At 59.4% G+C, this 20,364-nt stretch carries 17 protein-coding genes; 9 read left to right on the top strand and 8 right to left on the bottom strand.

The annotated features are described in order from the left end of the window. Nucleotides 1-27 precede the first annotated feature (27 nt). The 4 genes from GWQ31_RS09700 (at nucleotide 28) to rplY (ending at nucleotide 5,880) form a co-directional block, all read left to right on the top strand. Complete coding sequence (locus tag GWQ31_RS09700) at nucleotides 28-450, top strand: CBS domain-containing protein (RefSeq protein WP_005311439.1); 423 nt, start codon at nucleotides 28-30, stop codon at nucleotides 448-450. 203 nt (nucleotides 451-653) lie between these two features. Next, nucleotides 654-4,541 carry an ATP-dependent RNA helicase HrpA gene (hrpA, locus tag GWQ31_RS09695; protein ID WP_275909226.1) on the top strand — a complete coding sequence of 1,296 codons (3,888 nt, stop codon included), beginning with the start codon at nucleotides 654-656 and terminating at the stop codon, nucleotides 4,539-4,541. Nucleotides 4,542-4,619: 78 nt separating this feature from the next. Further along, nucleotides 4,620-5,486, top strand: a complete 867-nt coding sequence (locus GWQ31_RS09690) for a LysM peptidoglycan-binding domain-containing protein (RefSeq protein ID WP_111587885.1) — start codon at nucleotides 4,620-4,622, stop codon at nucleotides 5,484-5,486. A gap of 106 nt (nucleotides 5,487-5,592) precedes the next feature. Beyond that, nucleotides 5,593-5,880, top strand: coding sequence for a 50S ribosomal protein L25 (gene rplY, locus GWQ31_RS09685; RefSeq protein ID WP_005311442.1), 288 nt, complete (start codon nucleotides 5,593-5,595; stop codon nucleotides 5,878-5,880). 142 nt (nucleotides 5,881-6,022) lie between these two features. Here rplY and GWQ31_RS09680 read toward each other — a convergent pair whose 3' ends face one another. Genes GWQ31_RS09680 through selD form a run of 3 tightly spaced genes read right to left on the bottom strand, consistent with a single transcriptional unit; the run spans nucleotide 6,023 to nucleotide 8,910 of the window. Continuing rightward, nucleotides 6,023-6,667, bottom strand: a complete 645-nt coding sequence (locus GWQ31_RS09680) for an MBL fold metallo-hydrolase (protein ID WP_275909225.1) — start codon at nucleotides 6,665-6,667, stop codon at nucleotides 6,023-6,025. Nucleotides 6,668-6,695: 28 nt separating this feature from the next. Further along, complete coding sequence (gene mnmH, locus GWQ31_RS09675; protein ID WP_275909224.1) at nucleotides 6,696-7,811, bottom strand: tRNA 2-selenouridine(34) synthase MnmH; 1,116 nt, start codon at nucleotides 7,809-7,811, stop codon at nucleotides 6,696-6,698. 58 nt (nucleotides 7,812-7,869) lie between these two features. Next, a complete protein-coding gene (gene selD, locus GWQ31_RS09670; RefSeq protein WP_265448812.1) occupies nucleotides 7,870-8,910 on the bottom strand; it encodes a selenide, water dikinase SelD in 1,041 nt (346 codons plus the stop codon). Nucleotides 8,911-9,115: 205 nt separating this feature from the next. Between selD and GWQ31_RS09665 the strand changes: the two genes are divergently transcribed. Further along, nucleotides 9,116-9,835, top strand: coding sequence for a transporter substrate-binding domain-containing protein (locus tag GWQ31_RS09665; RefSeq protein WP_181455222.1), 720 nt, complete (start codon nucleotides 9,116-9,118; stop codon nucleotides 9,833-9,835). Between the two features lie 222 nt (nucleotides 9,836-10,057). On the opposite strand, the gene GWQ31_RS09660 is transcribed toward GWQ31_RS09665, so the two are convergent. The 3 genes from GWQ31_RS09660 to GWQ31_RS09650 all read right to left on the bottom strand — a co-directional run bounded on the left by GWQ31_RS09660 (nucleotide 10,058) and on the right by GWQ31_RS09650 (nucleotide 14,318). Further along, nucleotides 10,058-11,242, bottom strand: a complete 1,185-nt coding sequence (locus GWQ31_RS09660) for an acyltransferase (RefSeq protein ID WP_265462330.1) — start codon at nucleotides 11,240-11,242, stop codon at nucleotides 10,058-10,060. Nucleotides 11,243-11,582: 340 nt separating this feature from the next. Continuing rightward, on the bottom strand, nucleotides 11,583-12,773 hold the full coding sequence (locus tag GWQ31_RS09655) for a class I SAM-dependent methyltransferase (protein WP_042467370.1): 1,191 nt from the start codon (nucleotides 12,771-12,773) through the stop codon (nucleotides 11,583-11,585). A 114-nt stretch (nucleotides 12,774-12,887) separates the two neighbouring features. Next, nucleotides 12,888-14,318, bottom strand: a complete 1,431-nt coding sequence (locus tag GWQ31_RS09650; RefSeq protein ID WP_275909223.1) for a methyl-accepting chemotaxis protein — start codon at nucleotides 14,316-14,318, stop codon at nucleotides 12,888-12,890. Between the two features lie 86 nt (nucleotides 14,319-14,404). Between GWQ31_RS09650 and yccX the strand changes: the two genes are divergently transcribed. Beyond that, nucleotides 14,405-14,677, top strand: coding sequence for an acylphosphatase (gene yccX / locus GWQ31_RS09645; protein ID WP_058394366.1), 273 nt, complete (start codon nucleotides 14,405-14,407; stop codon nucleotides 14,675-14,677). Nucleotides 14,678-14,746: 69 nt separating this feature from the next. Here yccX and GWQ31_RS09640 read toward each other — a convergent pair whose 3' ends face one another. Both GWQ31_RS09640 and metG read right to left on the bottom strand, forming a co-directional pair. Then, complete coding sequence (locus tag GWQ31_RS09640; protein WP_058394365.1) at nucleotides 14,747-15,382, bottom strand: glutathione S-transferase family protein; 636 nt, start codon at nucleotides 15,380-15,382, stop codon at nucleotides 14,747-14,749. A 191-nt stretch (nucleotides 15,383-15,573) separates the two neighbouring features. Then, the gene (gene metG / locus GWQ31_RS09635; RefSeq protein WP_234576641.1) at nucleotides 15,574-17,607 is read right to left on the bottom strand and encodes a methionine--tRNA ligase; all 2,034 of its coding nucleotides are present in this window, start codon (nucleotides 17,605-17,607) and stop codon (nucleotides 15,574-15,576) included. 186 nt (nucleotides 17,608-17,793) lie between these two features. On the opposite strand from metG, the gene apbC reads away from it, so the two are divergent. The 3 genes from apbC to dcd all read left to right on the top strand — a co-directional run bounded on the left by apbC (nucleotide 17,794) and on the right by dcd (nucleotide 20,275). Beyond that, complete coding sequence (gene apbC, locus GWQ31_RS09630; RefSeq protein WP_256688398.1) at nucleotides 17,794-18,876, top strand: iron-sulfur cluster carrier protein ApbC; 1,083 nt, start codon at nucleotides 17,794-17,796, stop codon at nucleotides 18,874-18,876. Nucleotides 18,877-18,985: 109 nt separating this feature from the next. Then, nucleotides 18,986-19,630, top strand: a complete 645-nt coding sequence (gene udk / locus GWQ31_RS09625; protein WP_021138915.1) for a uridine kinase — start codon at nucleotides 18,986-18,988, stop codon at nucleotides 19,628-19,630. Nucleotides 19,631-19,693: 63 nt separating this feature from the next. Further along, the gene (dcd, locus tag GWQ31_RS09620; RefSeq protein WP_005311470.1) at nucleotides 19,694-20,275 is read left to right on the top strand and encodes a dCTP deaminase; all 582 of its coding nucleotides are present in this window, start codon (nucleotides 19,694-19,696) and stop codon (nucleotides 20,273-20,275) included. The last annotated feature ends 89 nt before the right edge of the window (nucleotides 20,276-20,364 follow it).

The following is a 20,364-nucleotide window of genomic DNA, read 5'->3' as shown; positions in this document are numbered from 1 at the left end:
CCCGGGAGGCTGGTTGGGGGAAGCACAATGGAATCACTAAAAGCAAAGGATTACATGCAGCACCGGCCCATCACGTTCAGCGCTGACATGATGGTGCAATCTGCGGTGGAAAAGTTTCTCAATAGCCGCCAGCTCGGTGGCCCGGTAGTGGATGCACTGGGTCATCTCATTGGTTGGGTGTCCGAGCAGGACTGTATCGCCGTCATGCTCAAAGAGGCCTATCACTGCGAGCAGGTGGCTCAGGTCAAGAATGTGATGCGCAATGAGGTGCTGGCCGTCGGGCCTGATACCAGCATTCTGGAATTGGCCGAGATGATGATGGGGCAAAAGCCCAAGATCTATCCGGTGGTGGAGGAGGGTCGCCTGCTCGGGGTGATCAGCCGTCACGATGTGATGCAGGCGATCCATGCCCAGCTGGGTACCTGCTTCGTGCACAAGGCCCGGGTCTGATCAGGTTGAGTGGAAGGCGTCATCAGGAGCAGGCCGGGTGCCTGCTCTTTTTATTCAGGCATTCTCTTCATACCGGATCTATTCCGGCTTTCATCGCTACCCCAGTCGCTTTAAGGCTTGCACCGCTCCCGCCCGCTCTTTAGGATCTGCCGAAGCTTGTCGATATGGCCCCATGCCGGGCTCTCTATTAAGGAATTTGTACCTTGTCTCTCTCTATCGAGGCGCTGCGCCGCCGTCTATCAGCCTGCATGAACCTTGATGCCCGTCGTCTTTCCAGTCGTCTGAACGGGATCAAGAAGCTGCCCGAGGGCAAGCAGATCACAGTGCTGGAGACCATTGCCGCCGATCTGGACGCAGCGCAGGCGCGTTATCAGTCCCGTCTGGCCGGTGTCCCCAAGGTCACGTACCCGGACAACTTGCCTGTCAGCCAGAAGCAGGCAGAGATCGCCAAGGCGATCAGTGAGCATCAGGTGGTGATCATCGCCGGTGAAACCGGCTCGGGCAAAACGACCCAGATCCCCAAGATCTGCCTGGCGCTGGGGCGCGGGGTGAAGGGCTTCATCGGCCACACCCAGCCGCGCCGTCTGGCTGCCCGTACTGTGGCTGCCCGTATCGCAGAGGAGATGGAGTCAGAACTCGGCCAGTACGTGGGTTACAAGGTGCGCTTTACCGATCAGGTGAGCGAGCAGACCCACATCAAGCTGATGACAGACGGTATCTTGCTGGCGGAGATCCAGAACGACCGTATGTTGACCCAGTACGACACCATCATCATCGATGAGGCCCACGAGCGCAGCCTCAACATCGACTTCATTCTGGGTTATCTCAAGCAGCTGCTGCCAAGGCGCCCCGATCTCAAGGTGATCATCACTTCGGCTACCATAGACCCCCAGCGCTTCTCCCGCCATTTCAACAAGGCGCCGGTGATCGAGGTCTCCGGCCGCACTTATCCCGTCGATGTACGCTATCGGCCGCTGCTGGAAGGGAGTGACGATCGCGACCAGTTGCAGGGTATCTTCGATGCGGTGCAGGAGCTGGCCGAGGAAGGACTGGGGGACATTCTCATCTTCATGAACGGCGAGCGGGAGATCCGCGATACCGCCGATGCCTTGAACAAACTGGGCCTGCGAGATACCGAAGTGCTGCCGCTCTATGCGCGCCTCTCCAACACAGAGCAGAACCGGGTGTTCCAGCAACACGCCGGGCGGCGCATCGTGCTCGCCACCAATGTGGCGGAAACCTCTCTCACAGTGCCGGGCATCCGTTATGTGATAGACCCGGGCACTGCCCGCATCAGTCGCTACTCCTGGCGTACCAAGGTGCAGCGCCTGCCCATAGAGCCGGTCTCCCAGGCCAGTGCCAACCAGCGCAAAGGGCGTTGTGGCCGGGTGGCGGACGGTATCTGTATTCGCCTCTACTCCGAGGAGGATTTCAACAATCGTCCCGCTTTTACCGATCCCGAGATCCTGCGTACCAACCTGGCCTCCGTCATTTTGCAGATGCTAGCGCTGGGGCTTGGCAACATGGAGGCCTTTCCCTTCGTCGAGCCGCCCGAGTCGCGCCACATCAAGGATGGCCTGAGCCTGCTCAAGGAGCTGGAGGCAGTAAGAGAGCTGCCTGGCACCCGGGATCAGGAACCCAAACTGCAGTTGACCGACATAGGTCGTCAGCTGTCGCGCATTCCCCTTGATCCCCGTTTGGCGAAGATGGTGATCACGGCGGCGCAAACCGGTTGCCTGAGCGAGGTCATGGTGATCACCGCCGGCCTCAGCATCCAGGATCCCCGCGAGCGGCCCATGGAGAAGAAGCAGGCCGCCGACGAGCAACACAAACGCTTTGAAGACAAGGATTCTGACTTCCTTGCCTTCGTCAATCTGTGGAATTACCTCAAAGAGCAGCAGGATGCACTGGGCAGCAACCCGTTCCGTCGCATGTGCCAGAAGGAGTTCCTCTCCTACCTGCGAGTGCGCGAGTGGCAGGATATTCACTTCCAGTTACGCCAGACGGTGAAAGAGCTGGGCTTTAAAGCCAATCATGAACCGGCGGATTTCAAGACGGTGCATTGCGCCTTGCTGACCGGCCTCCTGAGCCATATCGGCAACAAGGATCTGGAGAAGCCCGAGTTTCTCGGCGCCCGCAACGGCCGCTTCCACATTTTCCCGGCCTCGGGTCTGTTCAAGAAACCGCCCAAGTGGGTGATGGCCGCCGAACTGGTGGAAACCTCCCGCCTCTATGCCCGGGTCAATGCCAAGATTGAACCCGAGTGGGTGGAGCCGCTGGCGGCTCACCTCATCAAGCTGCACCACAGCGCTCCCCACTGGTCGAAGAAGAATGGCGCCGTCATGGCCAAGGAGAAAGTGACCCTGTTTGGTCTGACGCTGGTCAATGAGCGCACCATCAACTTCAGCCGCCTCGATCCTGTGCTGTGTCGAGAGCTCTTTATCCGTCGTGCCCTGGTGGAGGGGGATTTCGAGACCCGTCACCGCTTCTTTGGCGACAACCGCAAGCTTCTGGCCGAGGTGGAGGAGCTGGAGCACAAGTCCCGCCGTCGCGACATTCTGGTGGAGGATGAGGACTTGTTCCGCTTCTACGACGCCCGTTTGCCGGAAGAGGTGATATCAAGTCGCCACTTCGACAACTGGTGGAAAGAGGCACAAAAGCAGGACCCAGAGCTGCTCAACTTCGAGCGGGAGATGCTGATGAAGGGGGATGCGGCCCACATCAGTGATCTCGACTATCCCAACTTCTGGCAGCAGGGGCGACTCAAACTTAAATTGAGCTACCAGTTTGAACCGGGGGAGGCGGCCGATGGCGTTACCCTGCATATTCCGCTGCCATTGCTCAATCAGGTGGAGGTAAAGGGGTTCGAGTGGCTGATCCCCGGGCTGCGCCATGAGTTGCTGGTGGCGCTGATAAAATCCATGCCAAAGCCGATGCGCAAGAATTTCGTACCGGCCCCCAACTACGCCGATGCGCTGCTCGCCAGCCTCAACCCCGAGCAGGGACCACTGCTGGACGAGATGGAGCGTCAACTGCGGCGCATGACGGGGGTGACTGTGCCCCGCGAGGCATGGGACTGGGCTGCGGTGCCCGATCACCTGAAACTCACCTTCCGGGTGGTGGACGATAGGCACAAGCCTATTGCGGAAGGCAAGGATCTGGAGGCGCTGAAAGAATCCTTGCGTGGGCGTGTGCAGGAGACGCTGTCCCAGGTGGCGGACGACGACATAGAGCAATCAGGCCTGACGCTGTGGAGCTTTGGCGAGTTGCCGCAGGAATACAGCCAGAAGCGCGGCGGCTTCGAGGTGAAGGCTTATCCGGCTTTGGTGGATGAGAAGGACTCTGTCTCCATCCAGCTGGTGGAGAGCGCTGTGGCCCAGCAGCAGCTGATGTGGGCGGGCCAGCGCCGACTGGTGCTGCTCAACGTGCCATCACCCATCAAGTACCTGCAGGAGAAGCTGCCCAACAAGGCCAAGCTGGGGCTCTATTTCAATCCGTTTGGCAAGGTGGCCGAGCTTATCGATGACTGCATTGCCTGCGGTTGCGACAAGCTCATTGCACAGCATGGCGGCCTGGCCTGGGATGAGGCCGGTTTCGAGGCGCTCAAGGAATTTGTGCGCGCCGAGCTCAACGATGCCGTGGTGGAAGTGGCCAGCCAGGTGGAAGCCGTACTGACGCTTTCTCACGAAATCAAGAAGCGGCTCAAGGGCAAGATGCAGCTCGACACCGCCTTTGCCATGTCGGATATCCAGCTTCAGCTGGGCAACCTCATTCACAAGGGGTTCGTGACCGAGACTGGCTGGCAGCGGCTGCCGGACTTGCTGCGCTACCTGCGAGCCATTGAGCGCCGGATGGAAAAGCTGGCCATCGATCCCAACCGGGATCGGGTTTACATGCTCAAGGTGCAGAGCGTTGAAGCCGAGTACAAAGCTCTCTTGGCCAAGATCCCCAAATCCCAGTTGATCCCGACCGAAGTGGCCAATATCCGCTGGATGATCGAGGAGTTGCGGGTCTCCTTCTTCGCCCAGAATCTGGGGACCCCCTATCCGGTGTCAGATAAACGGGTGCTCAACGCCATCGCCCAGTGCTAATCTGCTGTAGGAGACAGGCAGGTCTTCGTGTCGGTGGCCCTTGCCGCCGACCAGGAAAAGGCTAACGGAGGAGCAAGGATGCTTGGATTCTGGTTAAGCGTGGCAATGGTCAACATCAGTGGCTATCAACCCATAGCCGAGCAAACCTGGGTACAACTGAACCCGGAGTATTACCCGCTACACCGTACTCCGCCGGCCATGTTCGTGGCCTGGCGGGGCAATCAATTCCCCCCCCTTGAGCTCAAGAAAAAGAAGGGCCGCTGGCAGGTGCTGTTTCCGGCCCGGCTGGTGCCCCCCTTTGACCTGTTCGAGGGGGAGGCTCAACTCTCCAAGGCGTATCTGGCCCGGCTCAGGCGTATCGATGAGGCCGCCTACGGGCTTGCGCCTCTGCTGCCTGCCTTGGATCAGAGGCAGAGCCAACAGGCTGCGAGCCTTGGTCAGGTACCCTTTATGGCGGAATTTTCTTCGCCTGTGATGCCCGGTCAGCCAAGAACCATCCGTGATGGAGCTGAGCCGCTGCTGGTGAGCCTCAATCTGCACGCAACCTGGCTGGCGCCGGAGGCCATGCTGGTGAGTGTCGCCCGAGACGAGGCGAAGAGAGAATCGCAACCCGTTGTCACACCGACATCCGTCAACACAACCTTGACGCTGGCGGCTCCCGCTGCCGGTGGCAAGCAGGTCTGTCATCGGGTGGCATCGGGAGAAACCCTGTGGCGCATTGCTGCGACCCTGGCTCAGAACGGCACTGTCACGGGCATAGCGGGGGACACTTACAGCTATCTGCTGGCCATTGTCGATGACAATCGCCCGCTGATGGGCAACGGCATCCGGGTGAAGGCGGGGGATACCCTCTACTGCCCTGCGCCGCAGACGCTGGCGCGCTTCGATGCCCTGAGTCCGGCACAGCGGCAGCAGCGTTTTGCCCGACTGGAGCAGGGGCGTTAAGGTATCTTGTCACTGTTCAGGGCCCATGCTAGTATGCGCCCTCGTTTTGCGAGGTGCTGACCGGTCGCAGTCAGCACCATAAATTCATCTATATGAGATAACCACTATGTCTTTCGTATTCCAAGCTGAAGTCCGTTCTGACCTGGGGAAAGGTGCGAGCCGCCGCCTGCGTCACGCTGACCAAGTTCCTGCCATCATCTACGGTGCCGGCAAAGAAGCTCAGTCCATCACTGTTGACCACAAAAAATTCATCATCGCCCAAGAGAAGCCGGAATTCTACGAATCCGTGCTGACCCTGGTCATCAACGGTGAAGAAGTCAACGTTAAAGTGAAGGCTATCCAGCGTCACCCGGTTAAGCCGAAGCTGGTTCACCTGGATTTCGTTCGCGTTTAATAGCGAGCCAATCTGGTTGAAGAAAAAGCCACTCTCAGGAGTGGCTTTTTGCTGTCTGGCGTTTGATGACGCTTGCAGCAAGTCATGGAAGAGGGCGACCCCGGGGTCGCCCTCTTGGCGTCAGTGACAAGCCTGCTTGCTGTTACCAGACGGGTTGGGTCAGATAAGGATTGCTTGTCTTTTCTCGGCCAAAGGTGGAGCTGGGGCCATGGCCCGGGATAAAGACAATCTCGTCACCCAGCGGCAGCAGGGTTTCAGTGATCGACTTTATCAAGGTGGCGTGATCACCGCGTGGGAAGTCGGTGCGGCCTATGCTGCCGGCGAACAGCACGTCACCGACCCAGGCGAGTTTTTCGGCCTGGCTGAGCAGGATGACGTGGCCCGGAGTGTGGCCCGGACAGAAATAGACCTCCAGCTCGCAGTTGCCCACTCGCACCTTGTCACCCTGCTCAAGCCAGCTGTCCGGCGTGAAAGCAGGGGTATGGGCGAAGCCAAACATCTGGCTCTGCCGGGGCAGCATGTCGAGCCAGAAGGCATCTTCTTTGTGGGGGCCTGTGATGGCAACGCCGGTTGTTTCACGCAGCTCTGCGGCAGCGCCCACGTGATCCAGATGGCCATGGGTCAGCAGGATGTGGGTCAGGGTAAGCCCGCGCTTGGTGATGGCTGCGAGCAGCTTGTCGGCCTCGCCCCCCGGATCAATCAGCGCCGCCTGGTGGGTCTCGTCACACCAGATGAGGGAGCAGTTCTGGGCGAATTGAGTGACCGGGATCACCTCGAATTTCAACATAAGGGGTCCTCTTGTTTGACGGGGGGAGTCAGTCTTGCTGCCGGGCTGCGTGTTGCTCGGCAAAGAAGTCCAGACAGGCCTGCTTCTCACCCCGGAACACGATGCGCTCACGCTTGTTGCCCAGTTGATAGAGATACATGGGGTCGTAGTAGCGGGTCAGCAGCAGGGTGATCCAGGCCAGATGGCGCTCGGTGGTGCCGCTGTTGGCTTGCTCGGCGAGGGCGATTTGCATCAGCTGGTCCAGCTCGCGGTGTGCTTGATCGCCAAGGCGGCGCTTGAGGCGGGCCAGCGCATCGGTGAGATAGGCCGCAAACAGTGGCCAGCCTTCTTCGGCGCCAAACATGGCCTGATAACGTAGCCAGAGATCGTGCACATAGTCCTGGCGGATCTGTTCGGCACGCTCGCTCTGCGGTACATCCACCACCACCAGCGGTGCCTCGCACATGGCATCAAACAGGGGGTTGGGCAGGCAGCAGCGACCGATGAGCCGGCTCTCGTCCTCCACCACGAAGGCATGTTCACCCTGGTGGCGGCGCTTGAGCAGTTCGATGGCCAGCTTGTTTTCAAAATTGATGTTGCTGGGCTGGCCCCCTGGAAGCTGACCAAATGACGAGCCCCTGTGATGGGCATGCCCCTCCAGATCCACCGCCTGAGTCACGTGCTCCAGCATATGGGTCTTGCCGGAGCCGGTCATGCCGGTCAGCACTGTCCAGTGACACTCGGCCGCTGCCTTGTCCAGGGTGTCGATGAGGAAACGGCGCATCTCCTTGTAGCCACCGGCTACCCGGGGACGGGTGATCCCGGCCTCATGCAACCAGAGTTGCACGGTTTGTGAGCGCAGGCCGCCACGAAAGCAGTAGAGCAGGGCATCGGGCTGTTTTCGCAACTGTGCTAGCCAGCCGTCGAGCCGTTCGGCACGCACGACGCCCCCCACCAGTTGGTGACCCAGTTCAATCGCCGCCGCCTGGCCTCGCTGCTTGAAGCAGGTGCCCACCTGGGCACGCTCATCGTCAGTCATCAGGGGCAGACTGGTCGAGCAGGGGAAGGCCCCTTCCTTGAACTCGATGGGGGCACGCAAGTCGATAAGCGGGACATCATCCAGAAAAATCCGGGCCAGATCCGAGGTGAGTGGCAGTTGGCTCATCTCAGAACCTCCAGAGACGTCCGAGCCAGATCCGCATCAATAGCAAGCAGCTGCTGACTCATTGGATAACCTCGATAAACTGGTTTCCGGTATAGGCTTTCAGCTGGCCTATGGGGGAGAGGGGCAGCCCCGCTTGTGTCGCGATGGCAAGGAGCTCGGCTTCACTTTCTTTACCGACGGCAACCAGCAAGCCGCCGCTGGTCTGCGGATCGCACATGATGTTGCGAGTGCGTTCATCCATGGCACCGAGCTTGGCGCCATAGGAATCGAAGTTGCGCAGGGTACCGCCCGGTACGCAGCCCTCGGACAGGTAGTAATCTACTTCGTCGAGCAGTGGCAGCGCCTTGAAATCGAGGGTGGCACACACCCCTGAGCCTTCGCACATCTCAAGCAGGTGGCCCGCCAGGCCAAACCCGGTCACATCCGTCATGGCGTGCACGCCGGGCAGTTCGGCAAAGCGCTGGCCAATCTTGTTGAGGGTGCACATGGCGTTGGGGGCCAGCTGCTCATGCTCTGGCTTCAATTTACCCTTCTTCTGGGCCGTGGTGAGGATGCCGATGCCAAGGGGCTTGGTCAGGTAGAGGATGTCGCCCGCCTGGGCGGTGTCATTCTGCTTGATGGCATTGAGCGGCACTATGCCGGTCACCGCGAGGCCGAAGATGGGCTCGGGGGCATCGATACTGTGGCCGCCAGCCAAGGATATGCCCGCTTCATGGCACACCTGGCGGCCGCCATCTATCACCTGCTGGGCCACTTCCGGGGCTAGGGTATTGATGGGCCAGCCAAGGATGGCAATGGCAACGATGGGCTTGCCGCCCATGGCGTAGATGTCGCTGATGGCGTTGGTGGCCGCGATGCGGCCAAAGGTAAAGGGATCATCGACGATGGGCATGAAGAAGTCGGTGGTGGAAACAATGCCCTGACCGTTGCCGATATCGACCACGGCCGCGTCATCCTTGCTGCTGTTGCCAACCACTAGGGTCGGGTCGTCAAAGCCCGGGATCTGGCTCTTGAGAATGGTGTCGAGCACCTTGGGAGAAATTTTGCAGCCGCAGCCAGCCCCGTGGCTGTATTGGGTCAGACGAATGGAAGACATGATTACCCCTTGTTTGGCTGTTTCTCAAGATGAAACAGCGTATATCAGGCAAAAGGAGATGACCCTGAGCGGGCCATTGGACAGGGCATTATGCCACAAGGACTCTGCGGGTTCGAATCACAATAGCCTGTCGTCTCTGCTGCCTTGACAAAGTGTCCTTCGCTCCTCTTATCTCAAAGGGTTTCCCCACACAGGCAAGAGGTATGAGATGAAATCATGGATGATAGGATTACTGCTGGCGCTGTCGACCTTTGGGGCGCATGCCGCGAGTGTGACGGCTGCGCAAGATCCCTGGCCGCCTTTTGTCATTGATGCCAACAAAGGCATCTCGGTAGAGCTGGTCAAACGCGCACTTGCCACCCAGGGTTATGAGCTCGACATGCGGATCATGCCTTGGGCCAGGGCGTTGTCGGAAGTTGAGGAAGGGAATATCGACATTCTGGTAGGGGCATGGTTCACCGAAGCTCGCACCAAGTCACTGCGTTTCAGTGACGAGTATCTGAAGAATCAGGTCAAATTTATCCAGTTGGCTGGCGGCAGTTTCGAGTTGAATGGCTTGGCCAGCCTCAAAGGCAAGAGCATTGGCATAGTGCGGGGTTATGGCTACGGTGACGACTTCATGCAGGCTGAGCTAAACCGTCAGGAGGCCGGTGACTTGCCGACCAATCTGAAGAAGCTGCTTGATGGGCGTATCGATTTGACGTTGGAAGACGAGGTTGTTGCCCGGGCCATCATGGCCCAGCAGGGAATGGATGCCAGCAAGTTTGCCTTCACGGCCAACGCACTCTCCACCAACCCGCTCCATATCGCCAGTGGCGTGAAAAACCCGCGCAGCCAGGAGTTGATCGAGGCTTTCAACAAGGGATTGGCAATCATTAGTGCAGACGGGACCATGGATCAGATCCTGACCAGTTACGGCGTTAAATAAGCCGACTGCGGTGAGCCATATCATGGCTAAACCCGGTATCAAGGGGCCCCTTCTTAAGGTGGCCCCTTTTTCAGATTATTGGGGGAGGCAAGGATTGACGGGCAGGGTGCTGGTAACCATGGTCCCATGCACAACAGCATCGGTTTTAGCTAGCATCCGAGTCGTCTGAGCAAACCTGGAGACGCTGACCGATGGGTTATCCAGGCTTGGTCACTTGCTTGTTTAACTGATTCGCTCCATCGCCGGTTGCTGCGACTTGCCCCAGCGGCGCAGGCGCCGTTGCAGCGGCCGTTCCAGCAGGTTGTAGCTTAAAGAAGAGAGGCCAATCAGCACTGCCAGCATCAACAGGGTCGCCACTACCCCCAGCAGCGGGCTGGTCTGGGCATACCACCACTCGGTGAACCCCGGCGCCAGATAGTGAATAAGCTCGCAGCCGGTGAGCAGTACCAGCACATGGAGCAGGTAGATGGAGTAGGAGAGATCCCCCAGCCAGTTGGTGAGGCGGTTGTCCAGCAGGCGCAGCAGCGGGCTCTGGCGCTCCCCCTGAGCGGCGGCAATCCAGATCAGCAACACGTAGGCGCCGATCAGCAACAGGGTCAGCTGCGGCGTCATAGTGAATTGCATCAGCACGAAGGGCAGAACAAAGGCGATCAGCAGCGGCAGATCCCGTTGCATCATGGGCAAGCGTCGCGCGGCCTTGACCCTGGGCAGCAGCCAGAGTCCGAGCACGAATTCACTCACCCCGCGTCCCACCGCCAGCGCCCCGCTGGTGATATCCAGGGTGCCCCGGCTGTGCACTATAAAGGCAAGCACCGTCAGCGCCAGCAGCGGCGCGAGATGGCCCCAGCGACTGCGGGTCACGGCGAGCGGGATCAGCAGCGGGAACAGCAGGTAGCTTATCCACTCTACGCTCAGGGACCAGGCGGCGAAGTTCCAGGTCAGCCCGTGATCGGTTACCACCTGTAGCAGCAGGAAGGCACTCGGCAGCGCCTCGGCCGGGGTGAAGGGTGAACCGAAGGGCGGCATCCCCTCCCACTCCCACATCTTGAACAGCGGGCCGGCATAGAAGCCAATCCCGTGCCGGGCCTTGTAAAGCTCCCAGCCCACCAGCAGCACTAGGGTGACAAGGTAGAGGGGGTAGACCCGGGTCAGCCGCAGCCAGAGGAAGCGGCCATAGCCGATGGTGCGGGGCCTGTGACTGAAAGCCTCCCCATAGACATGGGCCAGCACCACGCCGCTTAAAATAAAGAAGAGATCGACCCAGAGGTAGCCGTTCTCGATGAGTTGGGTGTGGCCTGCGATCGACTCCATCCACTGGGGAAAGAGCAGCAATCGGGCATGGAACAGCACCACCATCAGGGCAGCGATGCCCCGCAGCGGCGTCAACAGCGGCAATGATTGATTCATGATGGTATCCCTTGCGATGTTCAGCTTGGCCTGACATCGATTTTGTTGTTGTGCAGGGGCATCAAACCTGATGACTCCGCAGCCTTGACTCATGCTGGTCACAGGCGGGACCACACTACCCAAAAGAGAGTCATACGGGTGTGATTAAAGTCATAAAGTGTGCACGGATTGTGTACAACAACAGTTCAAGCAGTGAAATAAAGACAGGGAAAGATAACAGGCGGAAGAAGAATGAGGGGGGCAAGGGAGCCGCGTCTGGCTCGGGCATTATACGCAGCGATGCCTAAAAATCAGGCCCGCAATGCGGGCCTGTTTGATCAAAGGGAACGGGTATTGACGATCAGCGGGCGCGAACCACCAGCCCTTTGAGATAGAAGCCTTCCGGATAGGCGGTGCCAATGGGGTGATCAGAGGCTTGTGACAACAGCTCCAGGATCTGGGCATCGCGACCGGCGTCGAGCGCCGCATCGGCAACGATCTTCTGGAACAGGCTCTGCTCCATCAGGCCGGAGCAGGAGTAGGTCAAGAGCACGCCGCCCGGCGCCAGCAGCTGGAACGCCAGCATGTTGATGTCCTTGTAGCCGCGGCAGGCACCCAGCAGCTGGGCCTTGCTCTCGGCAAACTTGGGCGGATCCAGCACGATAACGTCGAACTTCTCACCCTTCTCGCGGTATTCACGCAGCAGCTTGAACACATCGTGACGGATGAACTGGGTGTTGGAGATATCCAGCCCGTTCAGCTCGGCATTCTGGCGGGCCATATCCAGCGCAGTCTGGGAGAGATCCACGTTGACCACTTCTTTGGCGCCACCCTTGAGGGCATAGATGCCAAAGCCACCGGTGTAGCTGAAGCAGTTGAGCACCCGCTTAGCCGAGGTGTACTTGGAGACAGCCTGACGGTTGTCGCGCTGATCCAGATAGAAGCCGGTCTTGTGACCGTTGCGGATGTCCACCAGGATCTTGACGCCGTTCTCTTCGATCACCACAGGCTCGGTCGGGGTCTCGCCATGGATGACGCCGGTGCGCTCTTTCAATCCTTCCTTCTTGCGTACTGCCACGTCGGAGCGCTCATAGATGCTGCACTCCGGGTAGAGGGTACGCAGCGCCTGGGTGATCAGCTCGCGCTGGAACTCGGCACCGGCGGAGAGGATCTGGCACACCAGGAAATCGGCATAACGGTCTATGGTCAGACCCGGCAAACCGTCGGATTCGGCGGCGCACAGGCGATAGCCGGTGAGGCCCTGACGCTTGATCAGCGGATCGCGGGACTCCTGGGCATATTTGAGGCGACGCAAGAAGAAGTCGAGATCGACTGTCTCCTCTTTATCGAAGGTCCAGACCCGGGCACGGATCTGGGAGCTGCCTGACCAGGCACCACGGGCGAGCCACCGGCCATCGTTGGCGTAGATCTCGACGGTATCGCCGTCAACGGGGTTGCCTTCAACCCGCTCAATCCCCTTGGAGAAGATCCAGGGGTGACGGCGCAGCAGGGATTTTTCGCGGCCTTTGACGAGATAGATGAAAACGCTCATGGGTGTTTGCCGATGGTAAAAAGAAAAGGGGCCACATTCTATGTGGCCCGCTGGTAAAACTCAAACAACCTTGGCAAGAGAGCCCGGCTTGTCTGATCTGGCATCTGCTTCAGATCAGATCTTGAGCCCCTTCAGTGCCTGGGCCAGCTCGGTTGCCGTGCCTTTGAGACCGGCAGTGCCGGCCACAGAAGCGCTGGCGGATTCCTCCACCTGACCCGCTTCGTGGCGAACCTGGTCCAGGTTGCGGGTGATCTCCCCGGCGACCGAGCTCTGCTCCTCGCTGGAGGTGGCTATCTGGGTGCTCATCTCCAGCACGGCATCGCTGTGGTTGCTGAGCTTGTCGATGTCGAGCCCCACTTCACTGATCAGCGCCTGGCTGCTGGCGGCGCGGCCGACAGTCTTCTCCATGATGTCGTTGAGGGCGCCGGTGCCGGCCTGCAGCTCTTCGATCATCTGCTGGATCTCCACAGTGGCCTGCTGGGTGCGGCTGGCGAGGGTGCGCACCTCGTCCGCCACCACCGCAAAGCCACGACCCTGCTCACCCGCGCGAGCGGCTTCGATGGCGGCATTGAGGGCCAGCAGATTGGTCTGCTGGGAGATGGCATTGATGACGTTGACCACCTCGTTGATGCGATTGGCGTTGTGGGTCAGTCGCTCCACAGCGCCTGAGGCGTTGCCTATCTCGTCGGCCAGGGTGCGTATGGCGGCTATGGTACGCGATACCCGGGCGGCGCCGTTGGCCGCCTCTTCGCTCGATTGGCGAGTCTGCTGCAGAGTGTCGTTGGCGTTGCGGGCAACTTCCCGAATGGCGGCCGACATCTGCTCCATGGCGGCAGCCAAGGAGTCCATGTGCTGGCGCTGGGAGCGGGCCATGGTTTCTCCTTCGCTGGCGTGGTCACGAAACTCGTCGGCGGCCATGGTAAGTGCCTCGGCAGACTCTTCCACCAGCTGCACTATCTTGTGCTGGCGGTCGGTGAATCTGTCTATGCTGCCCGCCAGGATGGAGAACTCGTCCCGCACCGGGAAGAAGTTGAGACGGAAGGTGAGATCCCCGTCAGCCACTGTCTGCAACGCCTTGTTGGTGGAGTAGAGGGCGCCGGAGACAAAGGTCATCAGGTAGTGGGTGATGAGGGCCAGCAAGGCCGCCAGCACGGCGATGATGGTGAGGGTGGTGCCCTGTCCGTCCCACATGGAGTAGCGGCCGGCATCCAGGCTGCCGGTCACGAAGCCGGCCTGGCCTGCGCTGGCACTGAAGCGGTAGTTGTCTCCCTGTTGGGTCAGGCCGACACTGCCGGTCGGACTCAGGGTGAGATCCGCAGGCAGAGTGAGGGTCGGTTGCTGGCTCACCAGCTGGGCGCTGGTCTGGACCCTTTGTTGGAGTTGATCCAGCCTGATCTGCATCTGCTGATCATGACCATCGGCCAGCAGATACCAGGTGAGAAAGGCGATAAACAGCAGAGGGCACCAGAAGGTAATGAGAAATTTTTCACTGATCGTGAGATGAATGAGATAGCGGTCAACCCACCGGAATTTTACTTCTTTCATAATGATATTGCGTCCTGCAAGGGGGAAGAGAGTGTCGCGCTCATTATCGCCTTGGAGAGAAATTTCTTAAGGGAAAGGTGTGAGAAATGGGAGAGCAATCGTTTGTCGTGCACGTCTGGGGTCAGGTGCAAGGGGTGGGATTTCGCTACTTTACCCGTGAGCGGGCGTTGCAACTGGGACTGCGTGGCTACGCCTACAACCTGGCTGATGGCTCGGTGGAGATCCTGATCTGTGGTCCCGAGCACGGGGTGCAGATGATGCTGGGCTGGCTGGAGCACGGGCCGCGCACCGCCGAGGTGACCAGGATGGAGTATGAAGAGGCACCGCCACCACAGAAAGGGGGATTTCACACCAATTGAGCGGAGGGAAACCGCCATGCCACGCATAAAAACGGGAGCCATCGGGGCTCCCGTTTGCCTATGTTGGCGTCAGCTGGCCTGGGCGGCGTCGGCGATGGCTTGGGTCTTGGCCAGCACGGCTTGCAAGGCAGGGCGTTTGGCCAGGCGATCCCGATAGGCGGCCAGTTTGGGAGGAATGGTCTGCTCGAAGCGGGTGGCCCACATCAGGGTATGGGCCAGCAGCAGATCCGCTATGGTGATCTGCTCCCCGAGCAGGTAGCCCTGCTCGGGCACCCAGGACTCGGCGATGGCCGCCGCCTTGTCAAACTCCCACTTGGCTGTGGGGAAGATGGCTGGCAGGCGCTGGGGTTCCGGCAGGGCAAACTTGTGCTTGCCGATGGTCCACAAGGGTTGCTCCAGCTCACAGGTAATGAAGCTGACCCACTGGGCATGCAACGCCGATGCCTGCGTCCCTCTGGCTGGCAGCCAATCCGAGCCATAGACTTCGGCCAGGTACTGCATGATGGCGGCGGATTCGGTCAGTACGAAATCCCCATCTTTGAGCACCGGCATCTTGCCGCTCGGGTTCAGCGCCAGAAACCACTCGCTGCGGTTCTCGCCCTTGGCGAAGTCGAGAAACTGAAATTGCCACGCCACGCCCAACTCTTCCAGTAACCAGGATATGCGCAGTGCCCGGCTGACCGGGGTTCCGTATAAGGTGATCATGTTTGCTCCTTGTCTGATGAGTGACGGGCCCATGTGCGCCCCTTGGTGAAAAGGCAGTCTAGGCAAATTGTGCCGCGGCAACAACCGCCTATGTGTGGGGGATAGGGGGCGAGTCTGCCCATGCTGTGGGAAAATGGCATAAAAAAGAGAGGCCAGATGGCCTCTCTTCTCATGTGGCGCGTCAAGCAAGCTTACTTGACGCGCATGCCTGGCTGGGCGCCTTCCTGCGGCTCCAGGATCCAGAGGTCCTTGCCGCCCGGGCCTGCGGCCAGCACCATGCCTTCGGACATGCCAAAGCGCATTTTGCGCGGCGCCAGGTTGGCCACCATCACTGTCAGCTTGCCTTCCAGATCTTCCGGGTTGTAGGCGGACTTGATGCCGGCGAAGACCTGACGGGTTTCACCGCCCAGATCCAGTTGCAACTTGAGCAGCTTGTCCGCTTCCGGTACCGCTTCCGCCTTTTTGATCAGCGCCACGCGCAGATCAAGCTTGGCGAAATCCTCATAGGAGATGGTTGGGCTTATGGGGTCATCTGCCAACGGGCCTGTGATCTTGGGAGCCTGCTCCTTGGCAAGGTCCTCCTTGGAGGCCTCGATCATGGCTTCAATCTTGGCGGGCTCGATGCGGGAGAACAGTGCCTTGAAGGGGGTCAGCTGATGGTTGGTTAGCGGCAGGGCCACGCCATTCCAGGTGAGGGTCTCACCCAGGAAGGCTTCGGCACGCTCGGCCAACAGTGGCATGACCGGCTTGAGGTAGGCCATCAGCACGCGGAACAGGTTGATGCCCACGGAGCAGACCGCCTGCAGCTCGGCGTCTGCGCCTTCCTGCTTGGCCAGCACCCAGGGCGCCTTCTCATCCACATAGCGGTTGGCCTTGTCGGCCAGTGCCATGATCTCGCGGATGGCGCGGCTGAATTCGCGCGCTTCATAGGCCTCGCTGATGGAGGCGCTGGCGTTGGCGAACTCGGCATAGAGCTCGGGCTCGGCGCAGGTAGCGGCCAGCTTGCCGTCGAAACGCTTGGCGATGAAGCCGGCGTTGCGGGAGGCGAGATTGACCAGCTTGTTGACCACGTCGGCGTTGACCCGCGCCACGAAGTCATCCAGGTTGAGATCCAGATCGTCGATGCGGCTGTTGAGCTTGGCGGCGTAGTAGTAGCGCAGGCACTCAGGATCCAGGTGGTTCAGGTAGGTGGAGGCTTTGATGAAGGTGCCCTTGGACTTGGACATCTTGGCACCGTTGACGGTCACATAGCCGTGTACGTTGACCTTGGTTGGCTTGCGGAAACCCGCTCCTTCCAGCATGGATGGCCAGAACAGGCAGTGGAAGTAGGCGATGTCCTTGCCGATGAAGTGATAGAGCTCTGCCTCGGAGTCCGCCTTCCAGTAGCTGTCAAAGTCGATATCGCCGCGCTTGTTGCACAGGTTCTTGAACGACGCCATATAGCCGATAGGAGCATCCAGCCAGACGTAGAAGTACTTGCCAGGGGCACCCGGGATCTCGAAACCGAAATAGGGGGCGTCGCGGGTGATGTCCCACTGCTGCAGGCCGCTCTCGAACCACTCCTGCATCTTGTTGGCCATCTCTTCCTGAATGGCGCCGGAGCCGCGTACCCAGCCAGCCAGCCAGGTTTCGAACTGGGGCAGGTCGAAGAAGAAGTGCTCGGAGTCCTTCATCACCGGGGTCGCACCGGAGACGGCGGATTTCGGATCGATGAGCTCGGTCGGGCTGTAGGTGGCACCGCAGCTGTCGCAGTTGTCGCCGTATTGCTCCGGAGACTTGCACTTGGGGCAGGTGCCCTTGACGAAGCGGTCCGGCAGGAACATGGATTTTTCCGGATCGAACAGCTGAGTGATGGTGCGGCCCTTGATAAAGCCACCGTCTTTCAGACGGCCGTAGATCAGCTCCGCCAGTTCGCGGTTCTCATCACTGTGGGTGGAGTGATAGTTGTCGAAGCTGATATTGAAACCGGCGAAGTCGGTCTGGTGCTCTTTGGATACAGCCGCGATCATCTCTTCCGGGGTGATCCCCATCTGTTGCGCCTTGAGCATGATGGGGGTGCCATGGGCATCATCGGCACAGATGAAGTGCACCTGATGGCCACGCATTCGCTGATAACGAACCCAGATATCGGCCTGGATGTGTTCCAGCATGTGGCCAAGATGGATGGAGCCATTGGCGTAGGGGAGGGCGCAGGTTACCAGCATTGTACGAGGATCAGTTGCCATATAGTCGTTCTTGATGTGCTTGTTGGGATGATACAGTGCCGTGCATGTTACCCGAATTGGGGGTCGCCTGCCTAGGGTGGCGGCGCTGTCCGCCTTGGTGCTCGCGCTGGTTGGCAAGCAGGCAAGCCACTGATTTGTGTGCGGTAACAGTTCACCTCAAGATAATGACAAGATAATGAGGAGTTACTGGTGATTGATTCAGTAAAACAGATCCTGGCCGAATTTAAGCCGACAGGGTGGGACAAGGATCTGGTTGCGGCCGGGTTTGCGCGCAGCATAGAGCAGCAAGGGCAAGGCCTGGTCATCAAACTGGTGTTGCCCTTTGCCGGATCTTCCCTGTTTGAGCAGATCAAGCAGGAGTTCGACGCTCGCCTGCGCACCGCTACCGGTGCGACCCGCATCGACTGGACCTGTGACATCGAGGTGGCCAGCATGCCGCGGGCGCAAGGGCTGGCCGCGGTGCAGGGCATTCGCAACATCCTGGTGGTCGCCTCCGGCAAGGGCGGGGTCGGCAAGTCCACCACCGCTGTCAACCTGGCGCTGGCGCTGCAAAAAGAGGGGGCGCGGGTCGCCATTCTGGATGCAGACATCTATGGCCCCTCCATTCCGACCATGATGGGTACCCTCAAGGAGCGTCCCAGCAGCCTTGACGGCAAGTTGATGGAGCCGGTGATCGCCTGTGGCCTCAAGAGCAACAGCATCGGTTATCTGGTGGCCGAGCAGGATGCCACCATCTGGCGCGGCCCCATGGCGAGCAAGGCGTTGGCCCAGATCCTCCATGAGACCCGTTGGGGAGAGGTGGACTATCTGGTGGTGGACATGCCGCCAGGTACGGGGGACATACAACTCACCATGGCCCAGCAGGTACCCACGTCTGCCGCCGTGATCGTCACTACGCCGCAAGATGTGGCGCTGGCCGATGCCCGCAAGGGGGTCGCCATGTTCAACAAGGTCAATGTGCCCGTGCTCGGCATCATAGAAAACATGAGCTATCACGTCTGCAGTGCCTGCGGTCATCGCGAGTCCTTGTTCGGGACAGGTGGCGGCCAGAAGATGGCAGAGCAGTATCAAGTGGCGCTGCTGGGTCAGCTGCCGCTGCACATTGATATCCGTCAACACATGGATGATGGCTGCCCAACCGTGTTCGGGGCACCGGAAGGAAGCCTGGCCCAGGCCTATCTGAAGCTGGCTCGTCGGGTGGGTGCTGAACTCTATTTCAGCGGTAAACCGATTGCGACCCCTCTCTATGCCATGGCGCTGGATGAATAATCGGCTGTCGGCTGTTTGAGGTGGATTTGAGGGTGGGCATGGCTCACCCTTTTTTATATAATGGATCGGTTTAAACAATCCCCACTGCTCTTCTCTTTAGGTATTTTCAATGTCTGATACTCAACATTCGTGTGTGATCATCGGTATTGCTGGCGCATCCGCGTCTGGCAAGAGTCTTATCGCTCAAACCATTTATGAAGAGCTGGTGGCCGAACTGGGCGCAGGTCAGATTGGTGTGATCACCGAAGATTGCTACTACCGTGATCAGACCCACCTGACCATGGAAGAGCGGGTCAAAACCAACTATGACCACCCCAATGCCCTGGATCACGATCTGCTGGTGCAGCATCTGAGCCAGCTGGTAAAAGGGGATGCGGTCAATATCCCCCAGTACTCTTATACAGAGCACACCCGCATGAACGAGGTGACACCGTTCGCCCCGCGTCGGGTGATCATTCTGGAAGGGATCCTGCTGCTGACTGACAGTCGCTTGCGGGATCTGATGGATGCCTCCATCTTCATGGATACCCCGCTGGATATCTGCCTGCTGCGCCGTTTGGTGCGTGACGTACAGGAGCGTGGTCGTACCATGGATTCCGTACTCAAGCAGTATCAGAAAACCGTGCGCCCCATGTTTTTGCAGTTTATCGAGCCTTCCAAGCAGTACGCGGACGTGATCGTGCCCCGCGGTGGCAAGAACCGCATCGCCATCGACATGCTCAAGGCGCGCATTCGCCACATGTTGATTGGTTAAGATGAAACAAGCCGGGTGATGCCCGGCTTTTTTAAATGAACATTTTGTCAGGAGAGTCGCCCAATGCGTCTTTGTGATACCGATATTGAACGTCATCTGGATGAGGGCAAGATCGTCATTGAGCCAAGGCCCGGTGTTGAGCGGATCAGCGGCGTCAGCGTCGATGTGCTGCTGGGCAACGAGTTTCGGGTATTTCGTGATCATACCGCTCCCTATATTGATTTGAGCGGCCCGAACAGCGAGATGGCCGACGCCATCGATCGGGTGATGAGCGACGAGATCCACATTCCGGATGGCGAAGCCTTCTATCTGCACCCGGGCCAGCTGGCGCTGGCGGTGACTTATGAATCAGTCACCTTGCCTGCGGATATTGTCGGCTGGCTGGATGGCCGCTCCTCCCTGGCCCGTCTCGGTCTGATGGTGCACGTCACGGCGCACCGGATCGATCCGGGCTGGTCTGGTCGTATCGTGCTGGAGTTCTACAACGGTGGCAAACTGCCGCTGGCGCTGCGCCCCAAGATGAAGATCGGTGCCTTGAACTTCGAGATGCTCTCCGGCCCAGCCGCCCGCCCTTACAACAAGCGGGAAAACGCCAAGTACAAGAGTCAGCAGGGCGCCGTTGCCAGCCGCATCAACCAGGATTGATATCCCCTGATGTGATCCACTTGCTGAGTGTTGAAAGAGGGGCGCCCATGGCGCCCCTTGCTGTTGGGCTTGCGATTGTGCCCAGTGAC

Origin of the sequence: Aeromonas sp. 2MA4 (assembly GCF_029237305.1) — a bacterium.
Taxonomy (GTDB): Bacteria; Pseudomonadota; Gammaproteobacteria; order Enterobacterales; family Aeromonadaceae; genus Aeromonas; species Aeromonas salmonicida.
The sequence above is the reverse complement of the archived record's forward strand: the minus strand, read 5'-3'. Positions and strand labels throughout refer to the sequence as shown.

What these genes read in the sequence shown, in the direction of transcription:
- GWQ31_RS09700 (WP_005311439.1), top strand. Translation starts at nt 28, where the DNA reads ATGGAATCACTAAAAGCAAAGGATTACATGCAGCACCGGCCCATCACG.
- GWQ31_RS09690 (WP_111587885.1), top strand. Translation starts at nt 4,620, where the DNA reads ATGCTTGGATTCTGGTTAAGCGTGGCAATGGTCAACATCAGTGGCTAT.
- rplY (WP_005311442.1), top strand. Translation starts at nt 5,593, where the DNA reads ATGTCTTTCGTATTCCAAGCTGAAGTCCGTTCTGACCTGGGGAAAGGT.
- GWQ31_RS09680 (WP_275909225.1), bottom strand. Translation starts at nt 6,667, where the DNA reads ATGTTGAAATTCGAGGTGATCCCGGTCACTCAATTCGCCCAGAACTGC.
- mnmH (WP_275909224.1), bottom strand. Translation starts at nt 7,811, where the DNA reads ATGAGCCAACTGCCACTCACCTCGGATCTGGCCCGGATTTTTCTGGAT.
- GWQ31_RS09665 (WP_181455222.1), top strand. Translation starts at nt 9,116, where the DNA reads ATGAAATCATGGATGATAGGATTACTGCTGGCGCTGTCGACCTTTGGG.
- GWQ31_RS09660 (WP_265462330.1), bottom strand. Translation starts at nt 11,242, where the DNA reads ATGAATCAATCATTGCCGCTGTTGACGCCGCTGCGGGGCATCGCTGCC.
- GWQ31_RS09655 (WP_042467370.1), bottom strand. Translation starts at nt 12,773, where the DNA reads ATGAGCGTTTTCATCTATCTCGTCAAAGGCCGCGAAAAATCCCTGCTG.
- GWQ31_RS09650 (WP_275909223.1), bottom strand. Translation starts at nt 14,318, where the DNA reads ATGAAAGAAGTAAAATTCCGGTGGGTTGACCGCTATCTCATTCATCTC.
- yccX (WP_058394366.1), top strand. Translation starts at nt 14,405, where the DNA reads ATGGGAGAGCAATCGTTTGTCGTGCACGTCTGGGGTCAGGTGCAAGGG.
- GWQ31_RS09640 (WP_058394365.1), bottom strand. Translation starts at nt 15,382, where the DNA reads ATGATCACCTTATACGGAACCCCGGTCAGCCGGGCACTGCGCATATCC.
- metG (WP_234576641.1), bottom strand. Translation starts at nt 17,607, where the DNA reads ATGGCAACTGATCCTCGTACAATGCTGGTAACCTGCGCCCTCCCCTAC.
- udk (WP_021138915.1), top strand. Translation starts at nt 18,986, where the DNA reads ATGTCTGATACTCAACATTCGTGTGTGATCATCGGTATTGCTGGCGCA.
- dcd (WP_005311470.1), top strand. Translation starts at nt 19,694, where the DNA reads ATGCGTCTTTGTGATACCGATATTGAACGTCATCTGGATGAGGGCAAG.